Genomic DNA, 16,819 nt, shown 5'->3' on the forward strand with positions numbered 1-16,819 from the left:
GTCGTTTTATATTCAGGGTTTATATCGCTGGAGTGATCAACACGAAACCTATGTACGTTATGACTACAACAAACAACGCGATGTCAGCTTTGCTGATCCACGCGGACACTTTGTAGATGTTAATATCGGTCAAACATGGAGACCGAGCGAAGATTGGCTCATCCGAGGCGAACTGCATTACATAGACGGATGGTCTCGTTTATTTAACCGCGACAACATGAACATCAGTCGCAATCGATATTGGCACGCAGCCATGCTGCAAATTGCCTACCGCTGGTAAAAGGATCTACCGCATTGAAACAAACACAAAAACCACAATTTAGCATTAAGTGGCAAGCTTTCGGCCTAACTAGCCTCGTACTAGCGGTGCTGTTTGTGTTTGTTTTATTGGTTCTCACTAATGCGACATCTAGCCAGTTCAACGTGGCGATGAATACAATCTTCGAGCGCAATCAAAAACAATTTCAAGCCTTGCTAGATGTCGAAGGCCAAAAGATATCGCAGCTGTCTTTATTCACCGCACGGAACCAAGGTCTCGCGAAGTTATTGGCAACTGAAAACAGTCAATCCATTGAAAATGCGCTATCTGATCTCAGCTGGAATCTGCAAATTGAATACGGCATCGATAAAGTCATGCTCTACGACGCACAAGGTTTTGAGCTTTCAACAACAGCCGAAATGAACGAGCAGATCTTCGCGCAATCAATTCTCAGAAAAGAACAGCATGACTGGCGACTGCAGTGCAATGCGCAGTGTTATGTTGTCGCTGGCGCCCCTATTCTTTACGAGGGCGATGTGGTGGGTGTCGTCGCGCTGAGCGAACCTTTGACCAATGTTCTTTTAAAGTTCTATCAGATTAACGAAATCAATACAGCCTTGTTATCTGAACGTTATGAACGTTACACCTATGTCGAGCATCTACCTGAATGGAGCCATAACCTTGTTGCGCTGACTAACCCAAGCCTAACGCGCGACATTATCGATCTAGCTCTAGCGGACTTGCGCTTTAGTGATCTTAGCGCCAAAGAAAACTTCATTGAGGTCAATGATCGAACCTACCACATGCGTAGCTTTGAACTAGGCGAAAATACCTTGCTAACTATTCGTGATGTAAGCGAAGGAAAAGCGATTGTTGAACACACGCTTGCCAACATGCGGTGGATGCTGATGATTTGTCTTATCGTTGCGGAATGCTTATTACTCTTGGTGCTTTGGCGACCAATGACACGCTTGCGTCGCACAACGAACATTCTTCCGTCGCTGGCTAGCCGCAATTATGCGCAAGCTAAAAAAGACTTCGATAAACTGGGTGCGAGTCGCTTCGTCAATGACGAAGCAGACATTCTACGTATCACCGCATCGGGACTATGTGATGAGTTAGAAAGCATGCGCGAGCAACTCGAAACCCGTGCGAGTGAACTCGAAAAACGAGGTCGCGAGTTAGAGCTTGAACGTGACTTTGTAAATCAGTTATTCAATACCATGCACGCAGCCATCATTATTCAAGATGGCGATGGTTATATCCGTCAAACAAATCACTACACGCAATCAATAACTGGTTTCTCGCAAGAAAAACTCAATGGAATGCATTTCGCAAAACTCTTAGACCCGAGCGAAAACTTTGATGACATCATCAAGCATGTCAAAGACATCTCACAATCAGATTCCGGCGAATTTCAGCACGAAGCTGCGGTTATCACACATGACCAACACCTTCGTTTTCTGGCTTGGCGCCACGCCCCTTTAATCAATCAAAAAACAGGCTCACGCCAAGTATTATCGATTGCCGTGGACATTTCGGGGCGCATCGAAGCTGAGACTGAATTAGCGTGGCTTGCGCGCCACGACACTTTGAGCAGCTTGCACAATCGGCATGCATTTGAAGAAGAGCTCGCCAAATGCTTTGCTAATTTTCATGACAACAGCCATCAATTTGGTGTGATGTTTGTTGATTTAGATGATTTCAAATCGATCAATGATACCTACGGCCACCACAAAGGTGACGAGATGATTCGAGCGGTTGCAAATACCTTAAAAGATTGCAGCCGTGATACAGATTTTGTAGCGAGAATGGGTGGTGATGAGTTTGCGCTAATCGTACGCAACTTCCATCGCTATGATCTTGAGCGCATCGCTGAACGCATGCTTGAACAGCTCTCTAGCATCGTACTAGAACCGCAAATTCATTGTTCGGCCAGTATAGGCGTCGCGGTACATAGCGCCTTGATTCCATCGCCTGATGTGTTAATCAGCGACGCGGACACCGCCATGTACGCAGCGAAAGAAGCGGGTAAAAACCGTTATGTTATCTTTCAAGACGACAAGCATCGCATCGATTCATAATAAGAAAAATCTGTTAAACAATCACTAGAACTTAGTTGTTTCTAACGTTCGTACTTTCAAAAATTTTATTCGCATTGCCCTCTACAAAACCCGAAAACTCTTCGCCCGAAGGTAAAGGGTAGCGTTTCGCAAACTCATAAAAGACACTCGGAATGTCGTACTTCCCCTCTTGGAATTGAATAGATACTTTGTCGGCCAAAGTGGATGACTGTTCCAAATAAATCTCTGGGCTTCCTTTTACTTTTCCACCCGCGCTATTCAATTGATAACCGTGATCTTCTAAAAACGCATTCAACACGTGAATATCATTCAAGCCATCCACATCGCTGAGGGAATTCACTTTCACCGTAAAATGGTTTGGCACAAAGCCAAAGACATAAAACCACGCCGCATACTCTGATTCTTGTAAAAGAGTCTGATACACCGAATACGAAGGCTGGCCCCACGACACCCCTGACACGGGTAACAAAGCATCCAATATTGGCTGATAACGGTCTACTAATGCTCGAGAGATAAGATCCTGCAATTCTGGCGAGCACTGTTCGAGCAACAACTCGCTAATAAATACCTTTGGCGCATCCGCGATATTTGAATGTTCTAAGTGCACCGCTTCCAGCTTCTTTTCTTTGAAATGATAGTGCTCTCTCACTTCATAGCCGATTTCCTCAAAGGGCGCACAGAGCTGGCCTAACCCAAACTCGGAGTGTTTGAGGGTTCGCAGTGCAATATGATCATTCAACAGACCAGAAGAATGCTGTGCAAGCAAGGCTCGCATCTCGAGCACCTTAGGGTTTAACTTGCTATACGCTGCCCAACACTCTGAAAACATGGTCTCGATATTCATATCGTTCCTTTTTACAAATCGAATAACTGACATGGCTACTTCTAGCTGCTTTTGACTACTTATAGCTACTAAATGCGTTGCAGCTTTGAAGTAGAGCTTAAATTTAGCGTTGTTTTCAGTGATATGCGAACGAGCGCAAAGCCGAACCCTATTCTTTCCAGAATGGCTTATTTGCCTCATTCAGTGCATCAGCGTGAGATAACCCAATATCTGACAATGCTCGTTGATCGAGATGCGCTAATTGCCTACGTTGCTGGGTGCGCTGCGCATACAAACTGACTAGTTCTAATAGTCGCTTACTTTGCAGCCTAAGCTGAGTCAATTTGAAAATACGAACGACAGCTCTCGCAGAAAGTACGCGCTCAAATGCTGATAATATTAGGTATCCGTTCACGAATAATCTCATGATCTAACTCCTCTATCTGTAATTCGCTAATAAACCATTGGAGAAAAATTGTTGCTGTCATCGCCTCTCTTCAATAAGTGAATGAGATAAGTGCACGAGACAATTACAACGGCATGGGAGTAAGATTAGTTCTTCAAGCAAAAACAAAACAGATTCAAAAATAAAACCTTTAACCATAACAGTTTGTTGAAAAACGGAATCTGTTTCCTTTAAACTGAGCCAATCTGTTATGTATATCCATAAAAAATAGAAACTGTTATGAGTAATCCTATTTATCAGCGCCTAGCCGACAACCTTGATGACCAGATTCGTCAAGGCATCTATACAAATGGCGAAAAGCTCCCGTCAGTGCGTAAGCTCGCGCAACAGCAAAGTGTAAGTGTCTCAACGGTATTGATGAGTTATAACTTACTCGAAGATAGAGATTTAATCGAGGTGAGGCCTAAGTCAGGTTATTACGTCAAAACACCCTTAAAGCAAGCTTTTGAGGCACCTCAACTCAAGCATGGCTCGGTAACACCAAAGCTAGTCAGCACATCACAACTCGTAATGGACGTAATGCAAACATCCTCAATGGCAGGGGCGATAAGCTTTGGCGCTGCATCACCTGCGGCGGACTTCCCTATTATTCAACAACTCAAAAAGAGCTTTGGGCAGCTTGTTCGCAGTACGCCCTTTTTAGGTCAAGGATATTGCACCCATAAGGGTGATGAACAGCTTCGTCGCATGCTGGCGCAACGCTCAGCAGACGGGCATGTATCTGTTACCGCAGACGATATTATCATTGCTTCTGGCTGTCAGGGCGCGATTGGTTTATGCCTCAAAGCGCTGTGCAAGCCAGGCGATATTGTGGCAGTGGAAAGCCCTTGTTATTACGGCCTACTGCAGTTAGTTGAATCGCTTAGCTTAAAGGTCATTGAGATCCCTTCTGACCCGAAAACAGGAATGAGCATTGACGCACTTCAACTAGCGCTTGAACAATGGCCCATCAAAACCGTGCTTGGCGTACCAAACTTCAATAATCCGCTCGGGGCACAGATGCCTGAAACGGCAAAGAAAGCCCTTGTTGAGCTGATCAACCAATATCAAATTTCATTTATTGAAGACGATATATATGGAGAGCTTGGCTATACGCATCAGCGCCCTCGTGCGGTAAAAAGCTATGATACACAAGATCGTGTGCTTCTATGTTCATCTGCCTCAAAAATGCTCGAACCACAATTAGGTTTAGGATGGATAATGCCGGGGCGATATATGCAAGAGGTCGAATATCAGCGATTTCTGAGCGCATCAAACCAGTTCTGTTTACCTCAAATGGCGGTTGCTGAGGTGCTTAACCGCTCTAGTTTCGATCGACACCTTCGTCTTGCGCGCGATACCTACCGCGGCCGACGCGACCACTTTTTCAAGCTGATTAGTGAACATTTCCCAAGTGATGTGCGCTTATCCTCCCCTCAAGGTGGTTATGTCGCGTGGCTTCAATTGCCCGCAGGCTTAAATGCCACAGAGCTGTACTTCGAAGCCAAAGCACAGGGTATTATTGTTGCTCCTGGAGAGATTTTTTCATCGAACGCAAATAAGTTTAAAAGCTCGATACGGCTGTGCTATTCAAAAGCTTGGACACCAGCGCGAAAAGAAGCCATCGCATTGCTCGGCTCACTCGTACAAGACAAACTCAACCATAAAGATTAGATAGACGCATGACTACGAATAACGCACTTTCTTGCATGATGCATATTCTCGAAGAGATCAAGCCAAACCATGTTCTGGTCGCCTCATCTCAGATCGAAGAAATTCTGAAAGATGCCAAAGCTCAATGCGTCATACAAGCTCTTCCTGCATCGAAAATGCGTGATTTACATTTAAGCCCAGATGAAGTGAAAAATGTCGATTTGATCGTTCTCGGTGAAAACTTGAATCAGCTCGAACATTCCAAAGCAATAGAAGTTATTGGCGTTCTAAGAAACCATCTCAATGCAAAAATGCTTATTCTCTGCAATGGAGAGTCGACACTATCCTTTAGCGACATGCTCAGTTTAGGATTCAAAAGAGAAGAACAAGATGAAAGTGGACTGACCGTCTATAGCTATGACATTGCCAGCTACAACAAAAAGCGTGAATGGAATAATTCACGTTTCTGGGCGAATCCAGAGAACTTTAATAAATATCGTTGGTAGCACGATGTATTAAGGATAAAAATATCATGGTCATCCTGAAGCAGCGGACGAAGTACGCGCACATTCAGGATCTCGGGTCTAACTCAGCAAACCAACCATGAGATCCCGTTTTAAAAACGGGATGACGAAAAGGGGAAAAACGGGATGACAAAAAGGATAAGCCAGGGTGACACAGATTGGCCGGAGTCAGAGGAGGTCGTTGGGGTCAGAGTCCTTTTACTCTGACCCCAATATTTAGTGTCGACGTCATCCTGAAGCAGCGAACGAAGTACGTGCACATTTAGGATCTCTACAATGATCTACCCATTAGAGATATTCGAACTGGTATCCCCTTCATTCGCAGGCATCTGCAAATCACGCATACGCTCTTGCATAGAGGTTCCTGGCATATCGGTATAGGTTTTATTCCAGACCAAATCACTCAAAGAATCTGATGGCTTGTAATCAAGCGGAGCCATCATTAAGACCTCTCGAACAGCCTCACAATCAAAGTCTTTGCAAAGCAAATCGATACGATCAAGCAGTACCTTCACATCGTACCAAGCAAGCGATATTTCACGGCCACGCATAATACGCGAATGCGCGGTAGGCATCGGCTCATTACCGATCAAAAGCTCTTCATAAAGCTTCTCGCCCGGACGCAAACCAGAGTACTCAATCGCAATATCTCCGTCAGGGTTCGATTGATCTTTCAGCTCAAGCCCCATTAAACGAATAAGCTTAACGGCCAAATCATTAATCTTGACGCTCTGCCCCATATCCAGCAAAAACACATCGCCGCCCTCACCCATTGCGCCTGCTTGCAATACAAGTTGTGCGGCTTCTGGAATGGTCATGAAATAACGAGTGATATCAGGATGTGTGACGGTAACCGGCCCGCCCTGTTTGATTTGATCTCTGAACAAGGGAACGACAGAACCAGATGAGCCAAGCACATTGCCAAAACGCACCATACAAAAACGCGTACCGGCTTGGCGTTTCGACAAACCTTGCAACACTAACTCTGCCAAGCGCTTCGATGCGCCCATCACATTGGTTGGTCGAACCGCTTTATCTGTCGAAATAAGAACAAAGGTTTCTACATTGGCTTCAATGGCCGCTTCAGCAGCATGCCAAGTACCAAATACATTATTGCGAATGCCCTCAATAACATTCTGCTCAACTAAAGGCACATGCTTGTATGCAGCAGCATGATAAACCGTTTCAACTCCAAAACTGCGCATCACCTGTGCCATGCGACGCTGCTTTTGAACAGATCCCACTACTGCATGCAATTCAATGTTCAGATCTTTTTTGAGCATATAGCGTTTTAACTCACGCTCTATCTCATACAAGGCATATTCAGAAGACTCAACAAGAAGCAATTTTAGCGGAGCCAAACGCACAATCTGACGGCATAACTCTGATCCAATTGATCCGCCTGCACCTGTGACCATGACCGTCTTTTTACTGATGCATTCAGCTAGCAATTGACGATCGGGCGCAACCTCATCACGGCCAAGTAAATCTTCGATATCGACATCACGTACTTCTTCGATTTTCGCTTTACCAGACACCACATCGTTAATCGCAGGAATGGTTTGCACCACAACAGGGTATTGCTCTAGAAAACGAATCACCAAACTTCTACGTGAACGTGGCGCATGACCAAGAGCAAGCAAGACCTTGGTGGCCCCATATTTGGCTAATACTTTTGGCAAGTTCGCGGGGCTATGTACACGTATACCATTTAGATCCGTGCCATGAAGGTTTTGATCGTCGTCAATAAATGCTACCGGCTGCATCGCTTTACTATGAAACAATACTGAGCTGAGCTGTAAGCCAGATTTTCCTGCCCCATAAATCACAATGCGCTCTTTACTGCGCACCATCGAGGTATGTACTAATGATCGCGCAGTCATACGTGAGCCACCCACAAACACTAGTGCCAAACACCAGTAAATCACCGGCACAGAACGGGGCATTTCGGCTTGCAGAGCAAACGCTGAAAGCGCAAGTACACAAGCAGAAACACTAACGCCCGCTACCACTGCTTTCATAGCATGATTACTCATGTAACGAATCACCGCGCGGTACAAGCCAAACTTCGTGAACGCCAATAAGCTGCATGCAACGGTGACGCACATCGCTAAGACAATCGCACCAGAAGTTGGCACATAAAAAACATCAAGTCTAAGGCTAAATGCCATCCATATCGCTATAGGTAGCGAGATGGAATCTATGAGCAATGAAACGAGTCTTTTTTGATAACGAGGTAAAAAAAGAAGGTTTTTTAGCACGTCCTGCTTATCCCTAAATCACATCCAATGACTGCTTGAGGCATCTTTCGCGCCCTGTTTTTACTTTTATATAGTCAACGAGCGCTGAGCTGTCGAGCATAAAGGGCGTTAATTTTTATCGCCAGAAGCTAATTTTTATTGTGAATAACGTGCATCAGTTTGTCATAAAGCGAACCATAGTAAAAGCTAGTTTGTGCACTCTAAGTAGATTGGTTATTCTTTGGCCCGTTGCATGGAATTGCCTTGTGCAAGCAACACTATTCAAAGCCTACACGGAGGAAGTAATGGCTCGCACCTACGTTTATATTCTCGCCCGAAAGTACACGCACTCGCTCACCGTAAAACAATCAAACTGCTTATATACGAGCATTCGCTTTTCACGTGCGAATAATTTCAATGCCAACGGCTTCCCGATTGAGCGTATTGATGATTTAGTCTACTACGAGGAGTATCGCGACCGATTAACAGCAAATACGCGTTGTAAAGCGTTAAGAGCGACAGACGAGCCTACATTGCAAAAAATGGTCGAGACGCTTAACCCGCATTGGAACGATTTATGGCCACAAATTTCGATCAGTAATAGATTTGGTGATAAAGCACTCAGACTTTATCAAAAGACCTGGGCGGCAAAAGACAAAAGCTATCGAATTGAGTAATCTACACTCATATCAATGATCAAAAGTAAGGATGCAGAATGGACAACAATATTGTTTGGCACAATCAAGCTGTAAGCGCCGAACGACGGGCAAGTCAAAAGAATCAAAAACCTTGCTTACTATGGTTCACCGGATTGAGTGGCGCAGGCAAATCAACCGTCGCCAATGCACTAGACCACGCTCTGTTTCAACGCGGTTATCATACCTTTTTGCTCGATGGAGATAACGTTCGCCACGGGTTAAACAAAGACCTCGGATTTTCAGATGCGGATCGCATTGAGAATATTCGTAGAATCGGCGAAGCATCAAAGCTTTTCACCGAAGCAGGCTTAATTGTGATGTCGGCATTCATCTCGCCATTTAGAAGTGATCGCAATATGGTGCGCTCTTTGTTCTCAGACAATGAATTCATTGAGGTACACATCAGCACGCCTTTAGGTGTTTGCGAAGAACGCGATCCAAAAGGTTTGTACAAAAAAGCCCGCGCAGGAGAAATCAAATTCTTCACTGGAATAGACTCGGCATATGAAGCACCTCAGGCACCTGAAGTTACTTTGAACACCCATAAACATGATATTAATACGTGCACAGAGACACTACTCAACTACCTAGAACAACGCGGCTTTATCACGCATAAACCTCAACAAACGCAAGACTTAGCCTAAAGCTAGTTAAGAGAGACCTTCCTGATTGTCTAGTAAAGTTATCTAAGCTAGATCAACATGCGTATATTTCTGCGCTTATTTAGGTTCAAAAGAAAGAGTAGTACTTGAGAAGAAAAAGAAATAGGGGCGGGTGGCTCAGCCATCCATTCACGACAGTCGTACCTGACAGTTGCAACAAATCCGTTTGTCTTCGCTATCCCTATGACTGTGTATACTAAGGATTTTTTAAACGCAGAAATATAGGAGATCTCTGAAAGTTTGTAAGACATATCCTACAAAGAGATAATCGGTTAGAAGAACAAAGCTAAACGGCTTAGCTTTTGCACCGGGGTTAAATTGTTGACCAAAATCTACCGCCTTGCCATCTGCCCCCCTGTCACCCCGGACTTGAAAGAAAGAATCGCAAAGCGAAAGATGCTAGTCTGAATCATGCAGGGTCAATTGCCTCCCAAGCAAAAAGAACTACTCCTTAACACGATCGCCAGACCCTGCACCGGTTACTGTCTGCAAGATTAGCTTAAAGTACATCCCCAAACTAAACTCTTTTATCATTCGAGCATCCCACTTCGCCAATAACTCAGGCGTCGACATATCAATCTCATTCACCTGTGCCAACCCGGTAATGCCAGGGCGAACATCCAATACTACGCGCCTTTCACGCTCGACAATCAATTCTTCCTGATTAAACAAACAAGGTCGTGGGCCGACAAAACTCATCTCGCCTTTAAGTACGTTAATTAACTGCGGCAATTCATCCAGTTTGGTTTTGCGCAAAAACGCACCAAGTTTGGTAATCGAACTCGCCTGCACCAAATGCGTCGCAACCGACTCAGTTGCGACACTCATGGTTCGGAATTTAATAAGCTTAAAGGGCTTTTTGTTCTTACCCACCCGTTCCTGAATAAATACCGGTGAGCCGGTAACAAACAGACCCAGCACATACACAAGTAACAAAACAGGGAAGCCAACACACAAACCAAAGAGCGCAGCGAAAAAATCAATAATACGAATAAGAGGGGAATTCATTTAGTAACAACCAACATTACGAGGGCAAGATAATATTTAAAAGAACATACACTATTTGTTTTGCTGTTTGTACCACTCAGCCGTTCTATGCAAACCATCTTCCATTGAGTAAGGCGGCTTCCAGCCGAGCGTTTTTTTGGTATGCGCAATATCGACTTGCAAAGAGCCACACAAACGCTGCTCTACATCTTTTTTGCCAAGTAACTTACCCGCAAAGCCCAGCCAAGAGGGAGATATAGGCAACAAACGGCTTTTCACTCCTAGCGCCTTTGCAACACGCTCAAGTAACTCGCGTGTTGAAACATCGTCATCATCCGAAACTAAAAATGTTTGATTTGCCGCCGCAGGGTGTTCAATACACGTTTTGATTAAATCAACCAAGTTATCGACATACACCAAAGAACGCTTATTCGTTTTAATGTCACCCAAAGGCAAAGGTACACCGCGCGATACCCACTTTAACATTGAAAAGAAGTTCGCTTTAACACCCGCCCCATAAACCAAGGGGGGGCGAATAATCACGTACTCCATACCCGTTTCGGCACAAATCGCTTTTAGCAGCTCTTCCGCTTCTTTTTTTGAAATACCGTAAGGATCTTCAGGGGCAGGAGAATCATCCGAGGCAAAGCCCACCTCTCCAGAAAACTCGCCATTGACCTTAATAGAACTTAAAAAGATAAACCGCTTTACTCCGGCTTGAGCGGCCTGTCGAGCTAAATTCGCAGTACCCTCTACATTAACTACTCTAAACGCAACCAAAGGATCTTGCGCATCATCATTCATCACATGAACGCGTGCAGCGCAGTGAATGATCACATCCACGCCAGTGCCATCTCCATGACCACCACGACCTAGCACTTCTCGCCAATCCGTTTGACTATTAATGTCGCCAACCGACTGAAACGAATCGGAATCACTTCTTCTCGCACAAGCGACTAGATCCAAACCATTCGATTGAACTACAAATCGGCTACCTAAAAAGCCACTTGCTCCGGTCAGTAAAATTTTCAAAAAAATTATCCAACTAATTCGTTTAATTACACAAGATTATTGCGAAAACACCTTCGAATAACTCCTAAATAATCCGTAACTGTTTTGCTTTACAAAACACTGTAATCAGCACGTATACTTTTTACATAAAAATCAGAGTGAACAAGGGCATTATGGAAAAGGAATTCAGGTCAGTTTGCGTCATGGGCTTAGGCTATATAGGCCTTCCAACAGCTTCACTTCTTGGCACTAAGGGCTATCAAGTTACTGGCGTGGATGTATCTCCCAAAGTAGTTGAAACGATAAACCAAGGAAAAATTCACATAGTCGAGCCAGATTTGGATTTGCTGGTTAAATCAGCAGTTAATTCCGGGAATCTCAAGGCGAGTCTTGAGCCTTGCAAAGCAGACGTATTTATTATCGCTGTGCCGACCCCATTTAAAGAGGGCTACGAGCCAGATTTAAGCTACGTTGAGCAAGCCACTCGCAACATTGCTCCGTTTGTTGAGTCTGGCAATCTGGTCATTCTTGAATCGACAAGCCCGGTCGGAACAACAGATCTTGTTGCGAAAATCCTCAGCGAAGCTGGGCACGACACCCAAGGCGATGTATTTGTTGCCCATTGCCCTGAGCGAGTACTGCCAGGGCGCATACTGATTGAACTGGTTCAGAATGACCGCATTGTTGGCGGAATCAACGAGGCATCGACCGATGCTGCTGCAACGTTTTACAAAGAATTTGTAAGTGGCGAGGTACTTGAAACAAGCGCCAAAACCGCGGAGCTATCCAAGCTTACAGAGAATTCCTTCCGCGATGTGAACATTGCCTTTGCAAACGAGCTTTCACTCATCTGCGATCAAGAACATATCGATGTGTGGGAACTAATCTCGCTTGCGAACAGACACCCTCGAGTAAACATCTTACAGCCAGGCCCTGGGGTTGGCGGACATTGTATTGCGGTAGACCCGTGGTTCATTATCCATCGCAACCCTGAACAGGCCAAACTGATTCGAACCGCACGTGAAGTAAATGATCATAAACCCGAGTGGGTCATTAGCAAGGTTAGAGAAAAGGCTGAGCGCTTTAAGCGACCAGTTATTGCCTGCCTCGGCTTGGCATTCAAAGCAGATGTGGACGACCTTAGAGAATCGCCATCGGTAGAAATTGTCGAGAAACTACAAGAACTAAACATTGGTGAACTGCGTGTTTGCGAACCCAATATAAAAACACACGCCAGCTTTGAGTTATTTGGTTTTGACCAAGCGATTGAAGATGCCGATATCATTTTGGTATTGGTTGACCATCAACAGTTCAAAACACTCTCTGCAACAAAGCTCAGCGAAAAGATCATCATTGATACGCGCGGCATTATTAAATAAATAGCGTAAAAAAATTACTAAGCAGGAAGCGATGAAAGTACTCAGTATTTTTGGCACACGCCCGGAAGCCATCAAAATGGCGCCGGTCGTTAAAGCCTTAGAAGCCAACCCGGAAATAGAAAGCCTAGTGGCCGTTACTGCACAGCATCGCGAGATGCTGGATCAAGTTCTGGAGCTCTTCGAAATCACTGCCGACTTTGATCTGGACATCATGAAAGCCAATCAGGATTTATACGACGTCACCAGTCGCGTTCTTCTTGGCTTACGAGACGTACTTTCAGAGTGCAAGCCTGATCTAGTACTTGTGCATGGCGACACAACAACCTGCTTTTCAGCCGCGCTTGCCGCATTTTACCAACACATTCCGGTTGGCCATGTTGAAGCAGGTCTTCGCACAGGTAACATGCTCGCCCCCTTTCCTGAAGAAGCGAATCGCTCGCTAGTCGGGCGCATTGCAAGCCTACACTTTGCACCCACCGAAACAGCCAAGCAAAATCTGCTCAACGAAGGTATCGCTGAAGATAAAATTCTGGTCACAGGTAACACGGTGATTGATGCACTGTTATCTGTTAGAGAAAAGATCAAAAACTACAAGCCCGAGCAATGGGCACCGAAGCTTCCGGCGCACTGTATTGACAAAATAGCGGCTAAGCCTGGGCGCTTTATTCTGATCACCGGCCACCGACGAGAAAACTTCGGGCAAGGTTTTATTGATTTTTGCACCGCTTTAAAAACGATTGCCACTGAAAAACCTGACTGGCTTTTAGTGTACCCTGTTCACCTAAACCCGAATGTTCAAAAGCCGGTAAAAGAAGCTTTAGGCGGTTGCGAAAACATTCTTTTGATCGAGCCACAAGACTACCTGCCTTTCGTTTGGCTATTGGACAAATGCGACATGGTGATTACTGACTCAGGCGGCATACAGGAAGAAGCACCATCATTCGGTAAGCCGGTGCTCGTCACACGTGAAGTGACCGAGAGGCCAGAGGCCGTTGAGGCAGGCACCGTTCGCCTAGTCGGTACAGACCCCACAAAAATCATCGAAAACACCTCCGATATTTTGTGCAATGAAAGCACATATAAAGTGATGTCTGAAGCGCATAATCCTTATGGAGATGGGGAAGCGGCAAGCCGAATAAATCACGCCATTAACAGCGTCATTACGCCTTAACTTGTTCAAATGCTCAACAAAGCCTATCTCTACTACCACACTATCAAGTACCTACAATGGCAGCAGATATTTTATCGGATCTACTATCGCTTTAAACGCCCTAACATTAAGCCGCTTGAATACTACAAACAGGTTGATTCCCAAGAATGGCGCTGGGAAGGGCCTGAATTTCTAGAGCCATCCATGCTTGATGCAAACACCTTCGGCTTTTTGAACGAAACACACACTATCAGCACAACAAGCGATTGGAATAATCCAACGCTAGCCAAGCTATGGCTGTACAACCTGCACTATTTTGACGATCTCAATGCCAGAGATTCGCAGACACGATACAATCAACACGAAGTTCTAATCAAACGATGGATAAATGAAAATCCTGCCTGCTCAGGTAATGGCTGGGAGCCCTACCCTTTGTCGCTTCGAATCGTCAACTGGGTTAAATGGCTGTCAAAGCAAGAACGAAAGAACGAGACTGCCGACGCAAGCCTACAGCAACAAACCGAAGCCCTTGGTCAACAGCTTGAATACCACATCTTAGGCAATCATCTATTTGCAAATGCAAAAGCGCTCGTATTTGCAGGAGCTTATTTAAAAACTCCACAAACAGAACGCTTTCTAGATAAAGGGCTAAAGATATTAGAACAACAAACTAAAGAGCAATTTCTTAGTGATGGAGGGCATTTTGAGTTAAGCCCCATGTATCACTGCATACTGCTAAATGACTTATTGGAGCTAATAGAACTCTCATATATAAGCGGCAACGCAAAACTAAACGCACATCTAGATCAATGGACAGCAGTCGCAAGTAAAGCTCTGACATATCTTGAAGGGATGACGCACCCTGACGGGGACATTAGCTTTTTTAACGATGCCGCCTTCGGTATTGCCCCCCCTGTTGAACATATATTTTCGTTTGCAAAGCGACTAGGGATAACACATCAACCAATCGAACAGGGCATCACAACATTTGAACAAAGCGGCTACAGCCGATTACAAAAAGATGATCGCATTATTCTGTTGGATCATGGAAACGTTGGGCCCGACTATTTACCAGGCCATGCACATGCAGATACGCTGAGCTTCGAATACTCATACAAGCAACAGAGAATAATCGTTAACTCCGGCACATCGATGTATGGGGCAGGAAAAGAGCGGTTGCGACAACGGCAAACGCCAGCCCACTCAACAGTGGAATTTAACCAACAAAGCTCGTCTGAAGTCTGGGACGGTTTTCGGGTCGCCAAACGTGCCTATGGCAGATTAATCAACGCGAGCTCTAGCAACGAATCCTTTAGTCTAAAAGCATCGCACAATGGCTATAAACAGCTAGGCAATCAAAATGAACGAGGCGAACATCAACGAACATTAACGCTTGATGAGCACGCTTTGATAATTGAGGATATTTTTAAACGCTCATCTAAAAAGGTCGATAAAAAAACGTGCGAAGGCACCATTTACTTTCATTTTCATCCTGAAGTAAAAATCGAAAAATTAAACCCTCACTTAGTCAAACTAGTTATTGATTCAGATACTAGGGTCAGCAATCAAAAAAGTATGCTTATAAAAACTGAAGATATGATCAAGGTTAAAGAAGGCACTTGGCACCCTTATTTTGGAATGAGCATCCCAAACAAAAGCATCGCAGTAAAAATGAGCAAAAACAGCCACATCACAGTAATTGAGTTCGAAAGCGAGAACTAATCTTGAAGCTACTATTCCTTTCATTTTATTTTACGCCGGACCTATGTGCTGGCTCATTCCGGTCAACCGCACTCGTTGAAGAACTCAAGAAAATAGAAGGCCTCGAAGTCACTGTTATAACGACCTTACCTAATCGCTACGCAAGCTTTGCAGCAGAAGCCCCTGCACAAGAACAGCAAGGTAACATCACAATTCACCGTATTGCATTACCTCCCCATAAAAGCGGAATGCTTGACCAAGCCAAGGCCTTTACTCACTTTTACCGACAAGCACAGCATATTATTAAAGGGCACAATTTTGATGTTGTTTACGGTACAAGTTCTCGCCTATTTACTGCCTTTTTAACAGCGCGGATTGCTCGAAGTAGAGAAATACCCTACTACCTAGATATTCGAGATATTTTCGTCGACACACTCGAAGACCTTATTCCGAAAAAGATCATTTTTTTTGCAAAGCCAGTGCTCAATACAATAGAGAACTACAGTTTTTCAAAAGCGAAAACTATCAACCTCGTATCGGGCGGGTTTAGAGATTATTTTGAGCAGCGCTACCCAAACGTTCGCTATCAGTTTTTTACCAACGGAATCGATGAAGAGTTTATCAGCGCAAGAAAAAGCCTAACTTCTCAAGCAAACCCGAGAAAACAGGAACATCGGCCAATCACTATCCTTTATGCTGGTAACATTGGCGAAGGCCAAGGCCTTCACCTCATCATCCCTCAGTTAGCTGAAGCCCTCGGGTCAAATTACCATTTTAAAATTATCGGCGACGGGGGACGTAAACAGGCTTTAGAAAAAAGCATTGCAGACATTGAAAACGTTGAACTCACACAACCAGTTCAACGCAAAGAATTAATCGAAGAGTACCAAAAAGCGGATATACTTTTCTTGCACCTAAATGACTGCAAAGCCTTTGAAAAAGTACTTCCTTCAAAAATTTTCGAATACGCGGCCACGGGAAAGCCGATTTTGGCGGGAGTAGCTGGGTATGCGGCAGAGTTTATTGACAACGAAGTGTCTAATGCCGAAGTTTTCTCGCCTACAAATTCGAAAGAAGCAAGAATTGCTGTTCGATCCCTCGAATTATGCAACAGCCGAAGAACAATGTTCATTGATAAATTTAAACGTTCAAGCATAAGTAAGCGACTAGCAGAAGATATTCTTCGTATATTGAAATCGAGCT

The 16,819-nt window shown here is 44.6% G+C and carries 14 protein-coding genes and 1 pseudogene; 10 read left to right on the forward strand and 5 right to left on the reverse strand.

Annotated features, from left to right (window positions below):
* A pseudogene (locus tag A3738_RS31230) lies at window positions 1-280 on the forward strand (hypothetical protein); the annotation flags it as partial.
* A gap of 14 nt (window positions 281-294) precedes the next feature.
* Window positions 295-2,343: a diguanylate cyclase domain-containing protein gene (locus A3738_RS17895; protein ID WP_068477885.1), complete on the forward strand. Its 2,049-nt coding sequence runs from the start codon at window positions 295-297 to the stop codon at window positions 2,341-2,343.
* Between the two features lie 31 nt (window positions 2,344-2,374).
* On the opposite strand, the gene A3738_RS17900 is transcribed toward A3738_RS17895, so the two are convergent.
* Both A3738_RS17900 and A3738_RS17905 read right to left on the reverse strand, forming a co-directional pair.
* A complete protein-coding gene (locus A3738_RS17900) occupies window positions 2,375-3,187 on the reverse strand; it encodes a DUF1338 domain-containing protein (protein ID WP_068477883.1) in 813 nt (270 codons plus the stop codon).
* Window positions 3,188-3,335: 148 nt separating this feature from the next.
* Window positions 3,336-3,593: a DUF1127 domain-containing protein gene (locus tag A3738_RS17905; protein ID WP_082878547.1), complete on the reverse strand. Its 258-nt coding sequence runs from the start codon at window positions 3,591-3,593 to the stop codon at window positions 3,336-3,338.
* A gap of 258 nt (window positions 3,594-3,851) precedes the next feature.
* On the opposite strand from A3738_RS17905, the gene A3738_RS17910 reads away from it, so the two are divergent.
* Window positions 3,852-5,285 carry a PLP-dependent aminotransferase family protein gene (locus A3738_RS17910; protein WP_068477881.1) on the forward strand — a complete coding sequence of 478 codons (1,434 nt, stop codon included), beginning with the start codon at window positions 3,852-3,854 and terminating at the stop codon, window positions 5,283-5,285.
* 8 nt (window positions 5,286-5,293) lie between these two features.
* A complete protein-coding gene (locus A3738_RS17915; RefSeq protein WP_156502779.1) occupies window positions 5,294-5,770 on the forward strand; it encodes a DUF6231 family protein in 477 nt (158 codons plus the stop codon).
* A 299-nt stretch (window positions 5,771-6,069) separates the two neighbouring features.
* On the opposite strand, the gene A3738_RS17920 is transcribed toward A3738_RS17915, so the two are convergent.
* Window positions 6,070-7,959 carry a nucleoside-diphosphate sugar epimerase/dehydratase gene (locus tag A3738_RS17920; protein WP_156502780.1) on the reverse strand — a complete coding sequence of 630 codons (1,890 nt, stop codon included), beginning with the start codon at window positions 7,957-7,959 and terminating at the stop codon, window positions 6,070-6,072.
* 335 nt (window positions 7,960-8,294) lie between these two features.
* Here A3738_RS17920 and A3738_RS17925 point away from each other — a divergent pair, with 335 nt between their 5' ends.
* A complete protein-coding gene (locus tag A3738_RS17925; protein ID WP_156502781.1) occupies window positions 8,295-8,705 on the forward strand; it encodes a hypothetical protein in 411 nt (136 codons plus the stop codon).
* 38 nt (window positions 8,706-8,743) lie between these two features.
* The gene (gene cysC, locus A3738_RS17930; protein WP_068474526.1) at window positions 8,744-9,370 is read left to right on the forward strand and encodes an adenylyl-sulfate kinase; all 627 of its coding nucleotides are present in this window, start codon (window positions 8,744-8,746) and stop codon (window positions 9,368-9,370) included.
* 462 nt (window positions 9,371-9,832) lie between these two features.
* Here cysC and A3738_RS17935 read toward each other — a convergent pair whose 3' ends face one another.
* Window positions 9,833-10,396 carry a sugar transferase gene (locus A3738_RS17935; protein ID WP_068474528.1) on the reverse strand — a complete coding sequence of 188 codons (564 nt, stop codon included), beginning with the start codon at window positions 10,394-10,396 and terminating at the stop codon, window positions 9,833-9,835.
* Between the two features lie 51 nt (window positions 10,397-10,447).
* Entirely contained in the window at window positions 10,448-11,407 is a 960-nt protein-coding gene (locus tag A3738_RS17940) for an SDR family oxidoreductase (protein WP_068474530.1), read from the reverse strand.
* Between the two features lie 152 nt (window positions 11,408-11,559).
* On the opposite strand from A3738_RS17940, the gene wecC reads away from it, so the two are divergent.
* The 4 genes from wecC to A3738_RS17960 all read left to right on the forward strand — a co-directional run.
* Window positions 11,560-12,765, forward strand: a complete 1,206-nt coding sequence (gene wecC / locus A3738_RS17945) for a UDP-N-acetyl-D-mannosamine dehydrogenase (protein WP_068474532.1) — start codon at window positions 11,560-11,562, stop codon at window positions 12,763-12,765.
* A 31-nt stretch (window positions 12,766-12,796) separates the two neighbouring features.
* On the forward strand, window positions 12,797-13,936 hold the full coding sequence (gene wecB / locus A3738_RS17950; protein WP_068474535.1) for a non-hydrolyzing UDP-N-acetylglucosamine 2-epimerase: 1,140 nt from the start codon (window positions 12,797-12,799) through the stop codon (window positions 13,934-13,936).
* A 9-nt stretch (window positions 13,937-13,945) separates the two neighbouring features.
* A complete protein-coding gene (locus A3738_RS17955) occupies window positions 13,946-15,637 on the forward strand; it encodes a heparinase II/III family protein (protein WP_068474538.1) in 1,692 nt (563 codons plus the stop codon).
* Between the two features lie 2 nt (window positions 15,638-15,639).
* On the forward strand, window positions 15,640-16,819 hold a 1,180-nt coding region (locus A3738_RS17960; RefSeq protein WP_068474541.1), incomplete at its 3' end, for a glycosyltransferase family 4 protein.

It is taken from the genome of Oleiphilus sp. HI0066 (assembly GCF_001635725.1).

Excerpts from the sequence above, each read along its gene's own strand:
- A3738_RS17915 (WP_156502779.1), top strand. The coding sequence starts at position 5,294 with ATGACTACGAATAACGCACTTTCTTGCATGATGCATATTCTCGAAGAG.
- cysC (WP_068474526.1), top strand. The coding sequence starts at position 8,744 with ATGGACAACAATATTGTTTGGCACAATCAAGCTGTAAGCGCCGAACGA.
- A3738_RS17910 (WP_068477881.1), top strand. The coding sequence starts at position 3,852 with ATGAGTAATCCTATTTATCAGCGCCTAGCCGACAACCTTGATGACCAG.
- A3738_RS17935 (WP_068474528.1), bottom strand. The coding sequence starts at position 10,396 with ATGAATTCCCCTCTTATTCGTATTATTGATTTTTTCGCTGCGCTCTTT.
- A3738_RS17920 (WP_156502780.1), bottom strand. The coding sequence starts at position 7,959 with ATGGCATTTAGCCTTAGACTTGATGTTTTTTATGTGCCAACTTCTGGT.
- A3738_RS17905 (WP_082878547.1), bottom strand. The coding sequence starts at position 3,593 with ATGAGATTATTCGTGAACGGATACCTAATATTATCAGCATTTGAGCGC.
- wecC (WP_068474532.1), top strand. The coding sequence starts at position 11,560 with ATGGAAAAGGAATTCAGGTCAGTTTGCGTCATGGGCTTAGGCTATATA.
- wecB (WP_068474535.1), top strand. The coding sequence starts at position 12,797 with ATGAAAGTACTCAGTATTTTTGGCACACGCCCGGAAGCCATCAAAATG.
- A3738_RS17955 (WP_068474538.1), top strand. The coding sequence starts at position 13,946 with ATGCTCAACAAAGCCTATCTCTACTACCACACTATCAAGTACCTACAA.
- A3738_RS17900 (WP_068477883.1), bottom strand. The coding sequence starts at position 3,187 with ATGAATATCGAGACCATGTTTTCAGAGTGTTGGGCAGCGTATAGCAAG.